Origin of the sequence: Ureibacillus massiliensis 4400831 = CIP 108448 = CCUG 49529, assembly GCF_000772965.1 — a bacterium.
In the GTDB taxonomy this organism is placed as follows: Bacteria; Bacillota; Bacilli; order Bacillales_A; family Planococcaceae; genus Ureibacillus; species Ureibacillus massiliensis.
On record NZ_JPVQ01000025.1, the window covers coordinates 35,544 to 54,340 of the forward strand.

The window sequence follows — 18,797 nt, forward strand, 5'->3', positions numbered from 1 at the left end:
ATAAAAAGTTTGTACAAAGATTCTTGTCTATTTTGTACAGACTTTTTTGTCATAAATTCTACCATTAGAGAGTTGTACAAACTTTCTTGTTAAATTTGTATATAAAATTATGTCCTTGTACATTATTATCGCCAAAATTAAGTCAGGGAAGTAGTTTAGATTTTTTTGTCGTACTTGTCTTCGTACAGAAAGCGTCAAATTTATTATGATTACGCAAAATTTTAACAGGAAATTTTTGGTGTCCAAAACTATTTGTCAAAGTTGTCTAAAACTATTTAACTAAAAAATAAAGAAAAATAGCTTTAAGACAAGCAAATATTACAATAAAAAGATTCCATACAATCTGAAACGCATATTTTTTCATTATTTTTCAAGACGATTTATATGGAAACTTTCGGTGTCCAAAACCATTTGTCTCAGGTGTCCATATCTATTTGTCCTTGCACATTTCAATTTCGTCTCAATATTAAAAGTATTCTTTAATAATGAGATTCAACTTACTATAATAGATATTATGTAAACTAGAAAATGAAGAAAGCGAAATGTATTATTTATGTTCCCTAATAATTATCCAAGTTACGTACTCTAGCATGGATTAGTTAACGGTTAACGCTCAAAAAAACCCTTGAACTAATCAAGGGCGTTAAGATTTCGTTATTCCGTTATGGGGTCCCACCAACAAACCGCGGAAAACATACGCTAAGCAAATTTCGACATGAATAAAGCCGATTCTTCCTACGCTAAGGAATCATCGGCTTTAATTTTATCGGATAAGAGGACGGAGTGAATTTAAACTAGCTATTTTCTTCGTATCAAAGGTGTATTCACCAAGAAAATTGATATGCTCCCATCCCAATGGTGAAATATGTTTTAGTAAGTCTTCTCGCAAATTTCCTTTTTCCTTCAACAAATTTGTTGCTTCGGTAAGATATACAGTATTCCATACACTAATGGCGTTAATTATAATGTTTAAAGCGCTCGCACGTTGAAGTTGGTCTTGCAGTCCTCGTTCTCGTAACTCACCTCGCTTTCCAAAGAATAATGCTCTTGCCAAGCCATTCATTGCTTCCCCTTTGTTCAATCCTCGTTGAATACGCCTACGAAGTGTTTCATTAGATATGTAATCTAAGATAAAAATAGTTTTTTCGATTCTTCCCATTTCTCGCAATGCAGTAGCTAGCTTGTTTTGCCTTGCATATGATCCTAATTTCCCCATAATAAGTGAACCGGACACCTTTCCTTCTCTAATCGAATGGGCTAAACGGAGGATATCATCAAAGTTTTCTTGAATAACCTTTATGTTAATCCGTCCACGAAGTAATTTTTCTAGATCAGGAAAATCACTTGGTTTTTGAATGGTATATAGTTTAGCATCGGATAGATCACGAAGCCTTGGTGCAAAACGAAATCCCAACAAATGACTTAAACCAAAAACTTGATCGGTATAACCCGCTGTATCAGTATAGTGTTCCTCAATATTTAGTTCTGTTTCATGATGAAGTAACCCATCGATGACATGGACTGCATCTCTCGCATTTGTATTAATGACTTTCGTATAAAAAGACGAAAATTGATCACTTGTAAACCTATAAATGGTTGCCCCTTTCCCTGTCCCGTAATGGGGATTTGCTTCGGCGTGCAACGATGAAACACCAACTTGTACTCTCATTCCGTCAGATGAAGATGTGGTGCCATCTCCCCAATAAGAGGCTAGAGCAAGCTTATGTTGAAAATTTACCAAAGTTGCCTGTGCTCGATTTATAGCATCATCATACAATCGCCATTGTGCGGCGTTGGCCATCTGGTGATAAGTAACTCCAGGTGTAGCATCTGCCATTTTAGTCAATCCAATATTCGTTCCCATTGCCATCAGTGCAGCCATCAAAATGACCTTTTCTTCTCCCTTTGGAGGGCGATTGGTGGAAGCATGTATTAACATTTCGTCAAACCCTGTCCAGTGCGCTACCTCCATTAAAAGATCAGTTAGCTTGATTCTTGGAAGCATATTATATAAGGATAAACTGAAAGTTCGTGCATCTTCTGGGGTATCCTTTTCCAAACGATCTACCCTAAGTTTTGCTTTTTCTATATTTACTCCTTCAAGACTATCAAGGTTATTTGAAACCCATGTAAAGCGTTCAGCTAGAGCTTTCCTTCTTTCCTTAAGGTATTCCTCTGCTGATGAGCGAACTGCCAATCTAGTATCTTTAAGATTGGTTGTAGTCCATTCATTTTTAGGAACAAGGTACTCCTCAAAGTCCTTATGAAGCCTACTACCGACTACAGATACGTCCCCTGAACGAATATGATTTTTTAATTCCGTTAGGGCAGCCATTTCATAATAATGTCGATTAATTGTTCCTTCCTCATCGTACACATGCTTTTCCCATCGTTTTGGGACGAAATCTAATGGGGCTCCATCTGGTACTTTTCTTTTTCCTGATTCATTCATCTCATTCAATGTTTTTAATGCACGTAATAATGGTTCTGCTGCATTTGTAGAATGAAATTCTAATGATTTAAGAAGAGTGGGAGTATACTTTCTTAGATAAATAAATCTATTCTCTAGCAAGTCAAGGTAATCATAATCCATTGGTCGTGCTAACTTTTTTGCTTCTTCAACAGAGGTAACAATTTTATCCCAAGGCATTACCTTTTCAACGGTGCTAAATGGATCAAGTCCTTCATCTCGTGCTTGAATAAGCGCAGCCCCAATATCTGCAAAATGAATAACCTTTTCATTAACTGCTTTTCCATTTTCCTTTTGCATTTCCTCTTGTGTTTTGCGACCTTTCGATTGTAAAATCATCATTTGCCGATCATGAATTTCAATTGCTTGGTCAATTAAGTCCTGACTTAGTGTTCCTAGATATGCTACAAGAATGGCATATTTCTTATTTTCTTTGAACCTACGAAATGAATGGGGTTCATAACGTGCCCCAATACGAGATAATTGGAGTAACCGATTAGGATGAACTTCATTTATGTTTAATGGAAGTTTCAACTCTCGAATATATTCTAAACGCTCTATTACTTTTAGAAAGGCATCAGGTGATGACTGGCCGGGAAGTTCTTTCAACCATGCTAATGGCGTTTTCTTGCTTTCTACAAAGGGATCTATAAGTTTATCCAATTTATGTTTTTGCCACAGTGAAAGATTGGTAATTAAGGTTTTAAAAATCTTTTCCTCTGCTCTCCGACGGGTTTCCCACACAAGTCGCTCTATTGTAGTCATTCCCGGAAGAATTACTTTTCGATTTCTGAGTTCTTCTTGAACAGTTCGAAGTAGATACATGGAATTGCCATTTTGAAGAGCATGTTTCAAAAGATACTGAGCTAACTCCCGATATGTACTTACAGAAAAATTCTGGTATCCATATACCTGTCGAATTTCTTCCATATGTTCATACTTGGTTGGGTCACGTTGGGCATATAAAGAAAAGGAATCAGGATTAGCATTTATTTGTTTTGCTATATATTGGATTACATATTCTGGTATAGGTTCAACATCTGTGAGAGACCATCCAGGATAGCGCAATACACATAATTGGACAGCAAATCCTAAACGATTATGATCTCTTCTATGTCTTTTAATAATTTCCAAATCATATTGCGAAAACGTATAGTAGGTTTCTAGTTCCCGTTCAGTCATATCAGCCGGAATTCTTACAAATTCTGCTCTTTGATCGCCTGTAAGCAGTTCTTTTCCTCTTAATACCATTTCCTCCAGTCCCTTCATAAGTTCAATTTATTTCTTTTCTAGGTATCGATAAACAGTTGTTCTTGAAACTCCCCACATTTGAGCAATATCTGTAATAGGTGTTCCACTTGCCACTAGCGTCTTTAATATTTCTAATTCTTTCTTATCTAACTTTTCCGGTCTTCCTCCTAATCGTCCTCTGGCTCTTGCGGCAGCACGTCCGGCTGCCGAACGTTCGTGAATAAGATTGCGCTCAAATTCAGCAAAAGCCGCAAAGAGATGAAACATAAGCTGTCCCGTAGCGCTAGCCTTATCCATCGTAATGTTTTCTTGCAGGCTATGAAAACTAACGCCTTGATCATTGAGATCATTGACAATTTTAATAAGATGCTGCATATTTCTCCCCAATCGATCTAAACGCCAAACTACTAAAGTATCACCAGTTCGCACAAAACGGAGAGCATCTTCTAATCCTTGTCGTTTATCTTTAGCCCCACTGATCTTATCTGTAAATATTTCTTCACAACCATGTTCTTTAAGCGCATCTAGTTGTAAATCTAAATTTTGAATGCCTGTGGAAACACGCGCATAACCTACCTTCATTCATTTCACCCTTTTTTGATTATTCTGTTTTTATTGTAACATAACTTAATGGTAGGGGAATATATGAACATAGATTTGTTTACAGAGTTTATGAACAATTATTGAATACAGAAAGGTAGAAAACTAGTTTTATTATTACATGTTCATTAATTGATGGGTTTCTGAACAATACTTTAACATATGTTTTCAGTGTTTCGCTGATACTCTTTCACCATTATGCTGTGAACACATTACTTTGACAGGTGACTATGTAGGAATCTGAATCAGTTGATAATCTACGTCCTCTTCGAAAAAATATATGTAAACCAATAATCAGTAAGCAAAAATAACAGACTACTTTTCCTGACGGTACCCCAACCTAGTTTATAAATCTACATTTGGTGATGTAAATTATTGGTATGATCACAGGTCCTCGCAGGTTAATGTATCACTTTTTTGTAAATTAAATGTAAATTAAAAGGGTTTTCTATATTATTAAGAGAATCTATAAAATGTAATAAAATAACATTAAAGGAGAAGTGATATTATGTTTAAAATACCAAAGAAAGTTTCAAAAAAAATACTTGTGCCAATAACAGCAGCATTATTCATTTCGTCAGCAGTACCAGCATTTGCAATATTTGATGAAAACTCTTCAGTGGGTGCATCATTTGATTGGTCTGTAAAAGGTTCAACTGCAGGTTCTTATCAAGGGGATGCTTATACACCTGTTGGCTATTGGAATGATATTAAGTTTGATTCATCTCAAATTCAAAAAATTAATATTGATTATCATGAAACATTTGAAATAAAAAATGTTAATGATCAAATTGGCCATACAGGTTGGTATGCTTCCAATATTCCTAATGTATCCTTTGATCGAGATGATGATAATAAAAATGGTCTTAGCGAAGAAATTGAAGCGACCGAAACCGAACCTTATGAAAATTTAAGGGCTAATACAAATTACTATTTCCACACATCCTGGTATGATTCAAATAAAAGGAGTGGTAGTGGGAAATTCAGATTTACACAACAACGTTCTGCCTATGGTCCTGATTCAGACTTTAACTGGGAGTATCAAGCAGTTCATTATGACGTAATTCATGAAAAAAATTACTCTTATGGGGCATCAGCACTATTAGACAATATAAATAATGATTTTGCTTCAAATACGGCAGATGCAAGTGAACTAATAGAAAATAATAATAAAACCCTATTGAAAAATAAAAGTGTTGATGTGAGCGAAGTCTCTGAAATATCCGAAGATAATCAAGTTGAGAATGAATTAAGAGTAACAAAGAATATAAATAATTTAGAAGATTTAAATGAGTATAAAAAGCTTCAAGGAGAGCTTGTCAAGGAATTAAAGAAAGAAAACGTGGAAGTTTTAATAACACTTAACGGTGCATTATCAGAACAAGAGGTTAAACAACTTGCTAATAAATATGGTATTGAAATCAGTGATTTTGAGATTAAAGCTATAGATAACAATACAAGTGAATGGGTGACAATTGGAGGCGTTCCAACAGAAAATGGAGATTTATATCATGATGAATATTTCAATAATGTAACAAATGGTTTAGATCTTTCAGTAGAAGGATATACAATGATTGAAGGTACAATCAAAGATTTCAACTTAAATGATTTAGAAAAAATTCAAAGTGACGATAAAGTGTTCCTGGCGGATATTATGGGGGAATATGCAAAGCAAGTTTACGGAAAAGATGTTGATGTAATAAATGGTGATATAGCTCAAAAAATAGATAAATTAAAATAATTTACTTTAAAAGGGAAGAACATAGAAAAAAGTGTTCTTCCCTTTATATATCTAGATATCTCGTTAAATACATACATTATAGGGTGACTCTGAAGATTAAGTTTAAATACATCTGTTGTGTAATGATTACTTAGATTTGATTTTATTTACACAAATTGGTTTAAATTTTGATTTTTTTGATATTTTGATTATAATAAAATTACATATATTTTAATTACTTTTATTGACATCGATTGAACTACAATACAATAAATAGCTATTTAATCTTTTATTTTTTCAAATAAGGCACGTACAAGCGACTAGGGCATGGTTGTAATGAGAAAAGGGGAATTAAATTTGAATTGGGTAGATAGGATTCTCGAATCAAAAGCTTTTAGAACTATTATAAAAGGAACCTTTTGGGGGTGTATTGCCGTAGCTTTACTAATTCTCTTTATGATAGGTAGTTTTCTTTTTAAAATATATATTTTAGATTATAGGTTTGACGATGGAGAATTACATCCACCAATTGAAGCTTCGATAAATGAAAAACTTAGCTCAATGAACAAGGTACTTCAGACAAAATGACTAAGGAATAATGTCTAAGGTATGGTATATCAATGATCTAACTATATCTGCTGTAAAATACAATTTCACTTTATTCAAAACGGACAGATGAATAAAAAATTAACCACTTGTGACCTTATTTTTTTAGTTTGTATTTAAATGGGCTTAGCGTTGTAAATCCGCATTTTCCTGACGGTACCCATAGTTGCAAAATAACACTTGAAATCAATGCGAATTACCTCCTAAAGTGACAAAAAAGATAGGACCATATCAATTTTCTTGGAAAATACACCTTTGATATGAAGAAAGTAGCAATTTTAGATTCACTTTGTCCTCCTATCCTATAAAATAAAGCTGATGATTCCTTAGCGTGGGAAGAATCGGCTTTATTCATGTCTAAATTTGCTTAGCGTATGTTTTCCGCGTTTTGTTGGTGGGCCCCCGTTATAAGCATTACATATTTGTATGTATTACCAGTTGCGCTCGTCCAATTTGTATCAAACAGAATTTCTTTTGGAACTGAACCTTTAGGTATGGCAAGCGCAAATGTACCTTCATTCTTGCCGTTTGGTCTTAAATCAGCAGGCTCAAAAGTGACTTTTTGAGTTTCACGAAGTGCATAGGATTCAATTTCTTTTCCGTTCTCATCGTAAAATGTGAAACTAACTTCTTGCATGAAATCATCATTAATCTCATCACCTGTACTCTCAACAACTGCATCAAAAACAGCGTAATCATATTTTTCATTCTGTTCTGCCTCTGCATTCAAGTCAGATTCAATTCTGAAGTTACTGATAGTTACATTGGCTTTTGACTGATCATTATAAGTTGAACGAACAGCTTCAAATGGTTTACCCATTTCAACATTGTAAGTACCGTACTGGCCTTCTGACTGTTCAACACTTACGTTTGTCTTTTTTTTTCTCTGGTTCCTCACTGCTGCATGCACCTAGTGTAAGGACCGCAGACAAGCCGATAATTGTACTAATTGAAATTTTTTCATTCTTTCATATGCACTCCTTAAATTCTAATGAATGTAGTATAGATGTATGGACACACCTCGATTAAGTTACTATTATTGAACTAATGAGAGGACGTGTCTGTTTTATGAGTCAAAAACGATACAATCAAGAATTTAAACAAACTGTTATCGAGCTTTATCACTCTGGTACAAGTGTCAGTGAATTATCTAGCGAATATGGTGTTTCTGAAGTCACAATTTATAAATGGATTAAGCAATATTCTCCCATTGAAGGTACACAAGAATTAACTGTGGCAGAAGTTGAAGCCATCCAGAAGGAAAATCTTCGATTAAAACAGGAGCTTGAAATCCTAAAAAAGGCTATGACCATATTCGCGAGAAAATAGATAACGAAGAACTGATCGACTATATTACAAGTGAAAGCGAACATCATCCTGTACAGCTGATGTGTCGTGTTTTAAAGATGCCTAAAAGTACGTATTATCAATCTTTTCATAAGCAACCGAACAGCTATCATGTGGCGAATGAGCAGCTACTTGAACGAATTCGTGTCATTCACCAAGAAAGTAAGGGGCGATATGGTGCACCCAAGATTTTTGTCATCCTTCAGAACGAAGGCTACACTGGCACGATTAATCGGATTCAACGCATCATGAAAAGAGCAGGCATTCAATCAAACACGACAAAAAAGTACCGTCCGACGCCAACACAGAAACCAGTGGAAGAACGTGAAAATATACTCGAACAAGACTTTACAACGACAAACATCAACGAAAAATGGGTAGCTGATATCACGTATATTCATACCATTCGTCATGGCTGGTGTTATTTGGCATCGGTACTTGATCTTCATACTAAAAAAGTAATCGGTCATAAATTCTCACGTAAAATGACAACAGAAATTGTACTAGAAGCCCTAGAAAATGCCGTACAAGCTCAGCAACCTGGACCAGGACTCATTGTGCATACAGATTTAGGCACCCAATATACAAGTGAAGCGTTCCAGGAACGCCTAAAGAAGTATGAGATGATCCCGTCATTTAGTCGAAAGGGATGTCCTTACGACAATGCTTGTATCGAATCATTTCACGCAACACTGAAAAAAGAAGAAGTCTATCAAACGCAGTATGATAGCTTTGAGACTGCGAGAATTGCCTTATTCAAGTACATTGAAGGCTGGTATAATCGCAAACGAATTCATGGCAGCATTGGTTATTTAACACCGGATGCATTCGAAAAATTGTGCCGTGCCGCATCATAATTTAGAGGTGAAAGAAATCCCTCTCTTCACATTTTCCAGGTGCAACATCCATGGGTTTCTCGCTCCACATCCCAGTTAGTTTGTCAAAGGCTCTTTTCACTTTGACAAGCTAATTGGGGTGTGGAACACTCCATGAATGGTTGTTGCATCGAACAAAAACTTAATTTTTGTGTGTCCAAAATCTTGACGTAGATCCACTAAAACTATGTAATATATTACTATAGTAACATAAAATAAGAATACTAATATATACTAATTGGTACATAACCTTTCTATTATCTTCATGACTTTGTTGTGATAATTTAATAAAGTAGTTAATTATCCAAAGTATCCAGATAATTAACTACTTAACACAAGATTCCCTTCATGTTTTCATCCTTTTTATCGTCGCATTAGTATCACGAACGATAAAATTTTTCCCAAATGAAGACAAAGATTAATAAAAGAATAGCAATACTTAATAATAAAACAGTAAATTGAACTGGTAATTTCTTACTACCAGCTCTAGCCCATCCTTTAAACTGAAAAATATTTCTATAGATTACAAAAATGATGATAAAAATAGCTATATACACTAGCCATAGTGAATTCTCAATATTGATATCAAATAGATCATAAAAATTCGTCAGAAGATAATATAATAACCCACCTAGAAAAATAATTATAATGAAAATCCGGAGTAATTCTAAAATCCACATTTAAAACTCACTCTTTTCTAAATGTTGTATATCTTTGCATTCAACTTATCTTTTAGAACGTCTACAGCTATGTCGAGTATGCCATCCCTTTCTTTACTTCTACTTTAGCTATGGCCTCGTTACATCACTTTGAAAGGTATGTATTGTATAATCGTGTTTTGAAAATATTGGTATAAATTAAGTATAATTCATGACTGAAAAAATATCAATAATACTTACTAGCAATTGAAAACAATCATTTTTGTAAGTACTGTCATCAGACGATACTTACAAAAATGATCTCATGTGATAATGCGAACTCCGTTACCTTATTAGCTATTTTATTGCAATGTGAATCTCGATTTGACCATTTGGATCATATTTTTCAAAATCATATAAGTATGCTGTTTCCAGAATTCCTTTTTCCTCAAGACGCCATATTTCTTTCCAAGTATTTAGTATGCCAAATTCATCTGATGACTCCACTTTAAAAATCTTATATGGTGTATTTGGAATACTAATCGACGATTCGTTTTCAATGTCCTCAATCGCAACGCTTAAAGTATAGTCCCCTTTATAATCATTTTCGTAGTTATAGTACAAACCATAGAGCACTTTATCTCGACTGTTTAATAAATTTGATGCTTCACTCCACATTTTTGAAATCTTTTGCATAAGATTGTTATCATTAAAATTATTCGTTCTAATGCTATTAAGTATTGTCAAATTCATATTTAATTCCCCTTTTTAAGTGTCTATTAATTCAAGAAATATGTTCTTATGAGATGAACACCAAATATTAAAGTGGTGGATTTTCCACCCCTAAATGGACCCAATCTTCTTTAGGAGGTCCATACACGCCAAAAGGTTTAATGCCTGCTTGACGCATTAGTACCGTAATTTGACCTCGATGATGAATATTATGCTTTATTAGCCCCATTAAAATTTGAGCATTTGACTCTTCTCTTCCAAATGCAATTTGCACTTTCTTTAAATCATCATCTGTCCATTGAACTTCTATAGTTTTAGCTGCAACCGCGCTAATCGTTTTAAAAATTCTATAAATATCCGAGGCTGATGTTGGAACATTTTCTTTATTTTCTACTTCCTCTATGTTCAAGCCAAATTCTGCTAAATAGTCCGGAATTGTCGTCGTCAAATGCCAAGCAATTCTTCCTAAAGTTCTGCCTTCTGGATAAACTTTTTGTTTTAATGATTCGTCTGTTAAATCTTTTAAAACCTTTTCAGTTAACAGCGCTTCCCTATTCCATTCCTGTAAAAAATCTTTAATCGTTACGTACATTTATTTACCTCCACATTCAGATATTTTTCTGTTTCTATTGGAGATTATAAACTATAATAGTGACAACTAATGTCACCGTTCTTTTTATTGGAGGTAGAAATGTCTAAAGCTAAAAGATTAAACGAACTTATTATGATGGTAAATCGTAAAAAGCGGTTTACTGTAAGGGAATTAGCGCAGGAGTTTGGAGTTTCGAGGAGAACCATTTTAAGAGATATGCAGGAATTGAGTGAAATGGGAGTACCTTTATATTCTGAGATAGGTCCTCACGGTGGGTATCAAGTTTTAAATGAAAGAATTTTACCACCAATTGCCTTTAGCGAACATGAAGCAATTTCTATGTTCTTTGCGATTCATGCATTAAGACATTACATTTCCCTACCCTTTGAAACTGAATATGAATCTATTAAAAAGAAATTTTACTTAAATCTTTCAGGAGATGTAAGAGATTCTATTGATAAGATGATCAACCGAGTTGATTTTTACGCTATTCACCAAAAAGATGAAATCCCTTTTCTAAAACAATTATTAGAAGCATCCATAGAACAGATTGTCATTAATATAGACTATGAAGCAAGTGATAAATCCACTAATAGAAGTATACAGCCTATTGGAATTTACGCGAGGGACGGAAAATGGTATTGTCCTGCTTATGACTTTTTAAGAAAGGACTATCGTGTTTTTCGATGTGACAGGATAAAACAATTGAAATATGATGGAAAGACTCAATCTATTAACTTAGAAAATATTAATTTAAATAACCGTTTTACACTTATAAATAAAGATAAAAAAACTTATTATATGTTGAATTCACGAGTAAAGGTATTGAAAAATTTAATAACTTCAGCTGGCCTAATAGCGAATTGAAATTAAGAGAAAATGGTACTGGTTTTTTAAAGTGTGAAATATCAGAGGATGATCTTCACTATTTTGCTGAGTATTTTATTAATTACGGTACAGAAGCTTTAGTTAAAAGTCCAGTTGAATTAATTGATTGTATGAAAATGAAGTTAAATAATATCTTAAGACAATATTAAATTTTTAAATTTACGAGTGTTTAAAAAGAAATGACTTCAGCACATAAATTAGCTCAAGCTCTCCCGGTGCAAAGTAAAGATCAAGCTGTTGTTTTAGGTTTCTCATGATTTAACCTTCTAATTTTGCTACGCCCAATGCAAGATTATCCCATAGCAATTGTTCCACTTTATCCGCTAGTTCATTAGGACAATTAATTACTAAAACAACTTCGGAGTGTTTTCCCTTTAATACCCTTTTTCTTTTATGGATGACTTTATAAAAGATGAAATCAATCATAAATCCAATTATAAATCCTATTGCTGCGCCTATTAATCCCCAAATAATCGGGCCCCATTCTAATACGAAACCGATACATGTTCCAATAACTGAGAATGCTGTTCCGATTGCTGCCCCTTTATCAAACAAACTAATTCCATCGGCTTGATGAAGAGTATCGAACAATTTTCTTTCTTGAACCCTGTTCATAAGCGGTACAGCAAGAATATTTTCCTTTTGTACCCCTAATTCCTCTACAGCAGTTATTGCTAATTCGATATAAATTGAGTGTTCAAATGTGGAAAATATTTGCAAGTTATTTCACCTCATTTGATGCTGATATTTTAATACGATATTGTTGGTAGTTCTTTTGTAGAAATTTACGTTGCTCACTTTCAAATAGTTTATTATTTTCTACTGTATTAATGTAAGCATCATAAACTGCAAAACCTATGTGCGAAGGGATAAATAAAAACCATTGGGGGTTAAGAACTTCTGTTGCTTGTTTAATCTCTCCAAGAAAAAGGTAATGAACAGCTATTAGAACATTTGAAAAATAAACAAAAATAATCATAAAGGCCATTATAAAAATAGCAGTTATCACTCGGTGGATATATAATTGACCTAATCCAGGTGTGAAAAAGGACCATATTATCGCCATTACTGGCCTTCTTTTATCTAAATAATTAATTTCCAAACCTCCAATAGAATAGGAATTATAATTTGCATTTTCCCGCTCTGCTAATATGAAGACTTTGTTCATATCCACGGTAGTTCGGTAACTATCCCAAATTGCAAAAAGATAAACAGGTAAATACAAAAGAAGCCATCTTGGTTCAAGAATTTCTTTCGCCATTTCAATATTTCCAGTAAAAGAATACATAATTGCAAGATTTAAATGGGACATATTGTTCACTAAATTTAGATAACTTAATTCTTGAAAATGCAGATAGGAGATACTTCACTCTCGGAGAATCGGGAGGTTTCAGGAAGATTTTTGTAAGTTTTTATAAATATTCAAAGAATTTTAGTAAGTGCATGCTTTATAGTTTAAAGTAATAGAGTAAAAAACTTAATCTAAAACAAAAACCCTTCCGTATAGAAGGGAGTGGGATTAAATCTATGGTTGGTCGAAGAAATTTCGTATCAATACTTTTCTTATGTATACAACTTGAGCATATCTTTCTTATTTTATGCTAAAAATGATTTTTTCAAAAGATAGCTAATTGAATATATTATATGTCCAAAATTACCTTATTCCTGCCCTCTGCTTTATCTTTTCATATATGCTCGTGTCTAAAAGAACACCATTTTCCTCTATAGATTTTGGCAACCATCGATGTCCAAATCCGTAAACTACAATGTTCTTAATTAATTGATAAACTACACGAAGGTCCTTTTTCTGTGGATATTGATTAAAACCACTGTAAAATTTAAGTTTCTTCAAATCTCTTAAATCCCATTTTAAATCTTCACCACGACTAGGGTCTTTAACAGTTTCTTCGATTTCTTTAATAATAATCTCTATAACCGAATTGAATTCAAAAGGATCACTAAATACCTCAGCAAGAATAATAACATCCGCTGTTAAGTGGAAGTCATTCATTTCAGCACCTGATATCATCGCGATCCTTTTTATTGCTTCAATCTTCTGTTTCCGACTAGCCATTAATCTTCGTTGTCCTCCAAACCAAGCATTTTCATTATTTCATCATATCTATTTATAGCTCTTTTAGAAAGCTCCTCACCACAATAGGTCTTTAAATTAGGGTTTATAGAGCGTATGGCATAAACCTTTTCAGCATCTAATAGCGGTCTACTAATTTTTCCAATTGCTGATTTCCTAACAACTTTTCTTTTAGAACGCCTTACTGGTGTTTCTATTACTGCCATGTCATACTCCTCCCTCTTTTTACTACTACTTTCCATTTATACACCCCAATTATACGTTATTTTGCTAGATTTGTATATTCATGCTTTAATATATTGTATATATGATGAAGTATGGACAAGTATGTAGAGAATAAATCAATTAATAGAAAATTAGAATATTGTCTTGATAGTCAGGATTAATATATTCAACTACCCCCAATTCATAATCTTACAAGCTGTTTGAAGTGGGAGGTAGTTAATTTATTTTCTATAGCTCTTTGATTAACTGACAATAAATCCTAACATTTAATACCTTTTAAAATAAAAATAAACCTCCTAATAATTTTTCATTACTAGGAGGTTTATTTTGTAAACTTAAATTCCGAAAAGTTGTAAAGTGATAAAGCCAGATGCATAGTAAACCATAAATTGTGCTCCAGCTCCAAATCCTAATACACGGTTTAGTAATCCACCGACAATCGCAACTGTAAATGTTAAAATGACGCCAGTAAATCCAGCTTCATAAAATGCTAATAAAGTCGTTAACCCTAGGAACATTGCAACAATGGCTTCTTGACTTACAAGTTTCATTACTAATACTGCTGCTTTACGTGCATAGTTCATTGTAAATGGATATGCAATGAGTGATGCAACTGTAATTCCAATTAAACCAAAAATGAAGAAGTCCCATGATGTTAAATAACTGTGTAAATTATTGATCGGTTCTGTTGTAAACACAGGAGGTGCATTAAATAGTGCTGCTGCAGGTCCAAGAGCAACTGGACTCAATGGAATACCAAATGCAATTAAAGGGATTAGTGCTTCTGCAATATATGTTGATTCTGTTACACCATTCATGACGGAAAGACTTGTTGTCGATTTCTTATATGCCCCTTTTATACGTGAACCAACAGCTTCCCCCATTAACGACGTCATTCCAACTGGACTAAAAACAAATGTTAGAGATGATATAAAAGTCGCTATAGCTGTAAGTATCTTTTGAAGTTTCGTTAAAATTTTAAATGGATTGGGAAAATAGCCTTTCCATGATTTTGTTTCAGGAGCCAGATGATATTCTTTTGGCTTATCTCGTAGCACATTCAACCTCGCACTTGAAGAAGCTGCAATTAAAATATCATAAACCATAGGCCCAACTGCAATTCCTAGGAAAAAGTTAATAGATAAATGATGATCTAATGCTGCAAAAGTAAGTTGGTCCACACTTTTAATGAAAAATGCAAAAGGTATAATAACTAATACACTTGCCCATTTCCCTTTAGAAAAATATGCAATTAAAACTGCTGCTAACGTAAAGATAATTCCGGATGATGCTGTGAAGAAATCTGCAAATTGACCTAAAAATTGTCCTAATAATACTGCTGTTGGTAAAGCGATAAATGCACCGATAATTCCACCTGAAAGCATTTTTCTCAATGCTACATGGGGCATCCCCATACGTCTAAGAGTTGTTGCATGGTCAAGTAAAGGAACAGCTAATGTGTCACCTGGAATACCCATTAACGCAGTAGGTACCGAATGGGTTAAATGCTTTGCAAGTACTGCCGCTAAGAAAAATGCAAGAACACCTTCAGGAGGAGCGCCTAATAGAACGACAATTAATGTTGTTGGGACAAGGGTTGCAGTTTCATCGGTACCAGAAATAAAACCAAGAATCGAAAACAATACACCGCCAAGAACTGCAAGTAAAAATGCAATGATAAAAACGCTCATCTGTTAATCCTCCTTCCTTTTACTGTTGAAAATCGATAAAACGCCTAAATCTTCTAGTTCCTTTTTCGTAGTAGGATCTTCTTCAATTAAGCGGAGCTCTTCATCAATGTCTAGCTGTAAACTACTAAACACTTCTTCCATGTTTTCATACGAAATTTCTTCATCTACTAATATTCTTTTTGGTCTAAAAATAAATGAATTAATAACAAGCATGATCACTGTACCCGCAATCCCTAACAACAAAGAATAGGAATCTACCATTTGCTCATCTGCTATTTGTGGGAAAATCCACTGACCAATTAAAAATCCAGCCAAACTGATTAAAACACTAAAAATAATGGCTGTAATTAATTGGTTTCCAGAAATGGTGTCACCTAAAATTTCAACATATTGCTCTTTATGTTCCCCCTTAGACTCTTCAAGCTCAGGTTTCTTTTTATCTATTTGTGAAACCATGACTCACCCCTCCTTTTGAATTTCTTTTGTAATTTCAAGAATTCGATCAAATCGAATATCTTTTTCCTCAAAGGCTTTTTGTACAATTAAATCTATATTTTCAAAAGTGGCACCAGCCATTAAGGACAAATTTTTTGCATGTAATCGCATATGTCCCGATTGAATACCTTCTGCTGACAAAGCACGTAAGCTTGCTAAATTTTCTGCTAACCCTACCGCTGCGATCATTCCGGCTAATTGTTCAGAGGATGTAACACCCATTATCTTTAAAGCCGCTTTTGCTACAGGATGTGATTTAGTTGCTCCTCCAACGATTCCAACCGCCATTGGTAACTCGATCGAACCAACTAAATTTCCTTCATGATTTACTTCCCATGTAGTTAGTGAACGGTATCTTCCAGTTCTTGCCGCATAGGAATGAGCGCCAGCCTCTATCGCTCTCGTATCATTACCAGTTGCAAGGACAACGGAAGTAATTCCATTCATTATTCCCTTATTATGCGTTGCAGCACGATAAGGATCTGCATCAGCAAATTCATAGGCGCTTACTATATTTTTAACAACCTCTTCTCCACCAAGATCCCTCGTTGAAAATACACCTCTTGCGCGGATTAAACGCTTATCTGCTAAATTAGTAATGATACGTAATACAACTCGACCACCAGTTATTTTTTCGATTAAAGGTGATACATGTTCAGCCATTGTGTTAACTGCATTTGCACCCATTGCATCCTTTGTATCAACGATTAAATGAATGACAAGCATTGTTTCTTTCACAGTATTAATAAGATGTACTTCTACATCTTTTACTCCTCCACCAAGCTGCACAAGAGTTGGATCCTTCAAATTACATGTTTCAATGATTTTATCTTTATTTTCATAGATTCTTGACTTTGCTGCGTGAGGGTCCACAACATCCAAAACCTGTACTTGTCCTCTCATGATGGAGCCTGTTGAAGACGTAAAAATTCCTCCTAAATCATAAGAAGTCCGCGCAGCATTGCTTGCAGCGGCAATAACAGAAGGCTCTTCGGTCGCCATTGGAATAAAGACATCTTTCCCGTTAACTTTAAAATTTGCTGCAATTCCTATCGGTAGACTAAATTGTCCTATAACATTTTCCACCATAGAATTTGCCAATGTCATAGGAAAAGGTGACTTACCGGATAGAATTGCTTTTTCTTCTTCTGTTAAACCTTTATCCATCGTTACAATTTCAAATCGTTCTTCAATCGATAGTTTAAAGAAACCTTTAATTCTAGAAGACTCCATATCCACACTCTCCTTATTTGTACAACTTTTTCATTAACTTGAAGCTGTACTTTAAATTTGATAATGCTTCATTTTATTGATTTAACATATTTAGAAATAACAATTTTGGAAAAACTATATGACTCTAATTAGAAAGGTAAATATGCATTTCACACTATGTAGCAATTTATAAACCTCAAAAAACAAATAAAAGACTTAGCGCATGCGTCTATGAAACAAATAGATTTCTATTTGCTTTCATATTGCTGCACTAAGTCTTAAAGGTTTGTAAGAAGAGAGTTACTTCTCCTTACTATTTAAAACTTGCGACTTATGAATTGTATATCATAAATAAATGTTACGACAAATTCTGCTTTGAGTCAATAATATTCTTAAAAATTCATTTTTTAACTAAAATAACACTTTCGTTTCCGTTTACTTATTTTATTTATTTGAAATCTTTTATTATAACACTCACTTGACTCGTTAGTTCTTCTTTAAAACTATATACAAAATAAACAGCTTACTTTCTAACCATAGCTCTAAATATTTTGTATGCAATATACCCTAGCGCTCCTCCAAGTGTATTGGTAATCAAGTCCGTAACGTCAAAAATCCTCATTTGTACACCGTTCCACCATACACTTAACAATTGGTAGCTTTCGATAAAAAAGCTAAAAAGAAAAGTTGCAAAAACTGTTTTTACGAAACCCTTCTGTTTAATGAGGGGAAATAATAGACCAAAAGGAAACATCATAAGGATATTTAAATAAATCTCGCGAAATGCACCATCATACTTTAACCTTAAATCTCTAAATGGCATAAAATTGGCAGTCTCCATAAACCAATCGTTTGTACCGCTAAATGGGATAGTAAAAGGCATCACAGTAACATATAATACTAACACCATATAAAAATACATAATTGAAAAAAGCGCTACACTTTTTCCATTCTTTACTTTTTTCCATTTTCGAATTAAGAAAACATATACTATTCCTAATAAAATAAAATCTATAAAATAAACCAATTTTTAAATCTCCTTAACTTCATTGCTTTCATTTAAAGTAAGTTATTATATATTAATATTTACTAATTTAATAAGACTATAAAAATTAGCTAATGTACTTTAATTATATGTAAGTGGTAATATTACTTATTAAATTTATTTAGGGATATATATAAAACATGACTATTAAAGAAAAGTTTACCCCAAACAACATTAATACCTTTAGCATTGGTCGTTGGGCACTTAATCGAATTACCTGTACTTACTATTTATTTCACAAAATTTATTAGCAATAAGAAAATCGAAAGTAATCGAGTAGAGGGAAAATAAGTTAACTAATTTTCGCCCCTCTCACAA

At 33.7% G+C, this 18,797-nt stretch carries 16 protein-coding genes and 1 pseudogene; 4 read left to right on the forward strand and 13 right to left on the reverse strand.

What is annotated here, in order from left to right; translation table 11 throughout:
- Positions 1–763 precede the first annotated feature (763 nt).
- Positions 764–3,721 (reverse strand): Tn3 family transposase, encoded by a 2,958-nt coding sequence (locus tag CD30_RS12895; RefSeq protein WP_036177663.1) that lies wholly within the window; start codon positions 3,719–3,721, stop codon positions 764–766.
- 27 nt (positions 3,722–3,748) lie between these two features.
- Entirely contained in the window at positions 3,749–4,303 is a 555-nt protein-coding gene (locus tag CD30_RS12900) for a recombinase family protein (protein WP_036177664.1), read from the reverse strand.
- A 526-nt stretch (positions 4,304–4,829) separates the two neighbouring features.
- On the opposite strand from CD30_RS12900, the gene CD30_RS12905 reads away from it, so the two are divergent.
- Both CD30_RS12905 and CD30_RS12910 read left to right on the forward strand, forming a co-directional pair.
- Positions 4,830–6,062, forward strand: a complete 1,233-nt coding sequence (locus tag CD30_RS12905; RefSeq protein WP_036177667.1) for a hypothetical protein — start codon at positions 4,830–4,832, stop codon at positions 6,060–6,062.
- 336 nt (positions 6,063–6,398) lie between these two features.
- Positions 6,399–6,629: a hypothetical protein gene (locus CD30_RS12910; protein WP_036177669.1), complete on the forward strand. Its 231-nt coding sequence runs from the start codon at positions 6,399–6,401 to the stop codon at positions 6,627–6,629.
- A 385-nt stretch (positions 6,630–7,014) separates the two neighbouring features.
- Here CD30_RS12910 and CD30_RS12915 read toward each other — a convergent pair whose 3' ends face one another.
- Positions 7,015–7,545, reverse strand: coding sequence for a hypothetical protein (locus CD30_RS12915; RefSeq protein ID WP_036177671.1), 531 nt, complete (start codon positions 7,543–7,545; stop codon positions 7,015–7,017).
- 170 nt (positions 7,546–7,715) lie between these two features.
- Between CD30_RS12915 and CD30_RS12925 the strand changes: the two genes are divergently transcribed.
- Positions 7,716–8,851 (forward strand): IS3 family transposase gene (locus CD30_RS12925; protein WP_408056778.1). Its coding sequence is split into 2 segments (ribosomal slippage): positions 7,716–7,950 and positions 7,950–8,851, totalling 1,137 coding nucleotides; the frame shifts between segments, so codons are not numbered across the junction.
- Between the two features lie 1,013 nt (positions 8,852–9,864).
- On the opposite strand, the gene CD30_RS12935 is transcribed toward CD30_RS12925, so the two are convergent.
- Positions 9,865–10,260: a GyrI-like domain-containing protein gene (locus tag CD30_RS12935; protein WP_036177677.1), complete on the reverse strand. Its 396-nt coding sequence runs from the start codon at positions 10,258–10,260 to the stop codon at positions 9,865–9,867.
- A gap of 67 nt (positions 10,261–10,327) precedes the next feature.
- Positions 10,328–10,831, reverse strand: a complete 504-nt coding sequence (locus tag CD30_RS12940; RefSeq protein ID WP_036177678.1) for a DinB family protein — start codon at positions 10,829–10,831, stop codon at positions 10,328–10,330.
- 99 nt (positions 10,832–10,930) lie between these two features.
- Between CD30_RS12940 and CD30_RS12945 the strand changes: the two are divergent.
- Positions 10,931–11,868: pseudogene (locus tag CD30_RS12945) on the forward strand (helix-turn-helix transcriptional regulator).
- Between the two features lie 109 nt (positions 11,869–11,977).
- Here CD30_RS12945 and CD30_RS12950 read toward each other — a convergent pair.
- The 8 genes from CD30_RS12950 to CD30_RS12985 form a co-directional block, all read right to left on the reverse strand.
- Positions 11,978–12,439, reverse strand: a complete 462-nt coding sequence (locus CD30_RS12950; protein WP_036177679.1) for a hypothetical protein — start codon at positions 12,437–12,439, stop codon at positions 11,978–11,980.
- A 1-nt stretch (position 12,440) separates the two neighbouring features.
- Complete coding sequence (locus tag CD30_RS12955) at positions 12,441–12,980, reverse strand: hypothetical protein (protein ID WP_328286138.1); 540 nt, start codon at positions 12,978–12,980, stop codon at positions 12,441–12,443.
- 393 nt (positions 12,981–13,373) lie between these two features.
- Entirely contained in the window at positions 13,374–13,793 is a 420-nt protein-coding gene (locus tag CD30_RS12960) for a hypothetical protein (RefSeq protein WP_036177680.1), read from the reverse strand.
- On the reverse strand, positions 13,793–14,017 hold the full coding sequence (locus CD30_RS12965; protein ID WP_036177681.1) for a hypothetical protein: 225 nt from the start codon (positions 14,015–14,017) through the stop codon (positions 13,793–13,795). The genes CD30_RS12960 and CD30_RS12965 overlap by 1 nt, the downstream gene beginning before the upstream one ends.
- A 354-nt stretch (positions 14,018–14,371) precedes the next feature.
- Positions 14,372–15,727 (reverse strand): tripartite tricarboxylate transporter permease, encoded by a 1,356-nt coding sequence (locus tag CD30_RS12970; RefSeq protein ID WP_036177683.1) that lies wholly within the window; start codon positions 15,725–15,727, stop codon positions 14,372–14,374.
- Between the two features lie 3 nt (positions 15,728–15,730).
- Positions 15,731–16,183 (reverse strand): hypothetical protein, encoded by a 453-nt coding sequence (locus CD30_RS12975; RefSeq protein WP_052126206.1) that lies wholly within the window; start codon positions 16,181–16,183, stop codon positions 15,731–15,733.
- Positions 16,184–16,186: 3 nt separating this feature from the next.
- The gene (locus CD30_RS12980) at positions 16,187–17,455 is read right to left on the reverse strand and encodes a hydroxymethylglutaryl-CoA reductase, degradative (protein ID WP_036177685.1); all 1,269 of its coding nucleotides are present in this window, start codon (positions 17,453–17,455) and stop codon (positions 16,187–16,189) included.
- A gap of 502 nt (positions 17,456–17,957) precedes the next feature.
- Positions 17,958–18,461 carry a VanZ family protein gene (locus CD30_RS12985; protein ID WP_036177687.1) on the reverse strand — a complete coding sequence of 168 codons (504 nt, stop codon included), beginning with the start codon at positions 18,459–18,461 and terminating at the stop codon, positions 17,958–17,960.
- Positions 18,462–18,797: the final 336 nt, after the last annotated feature.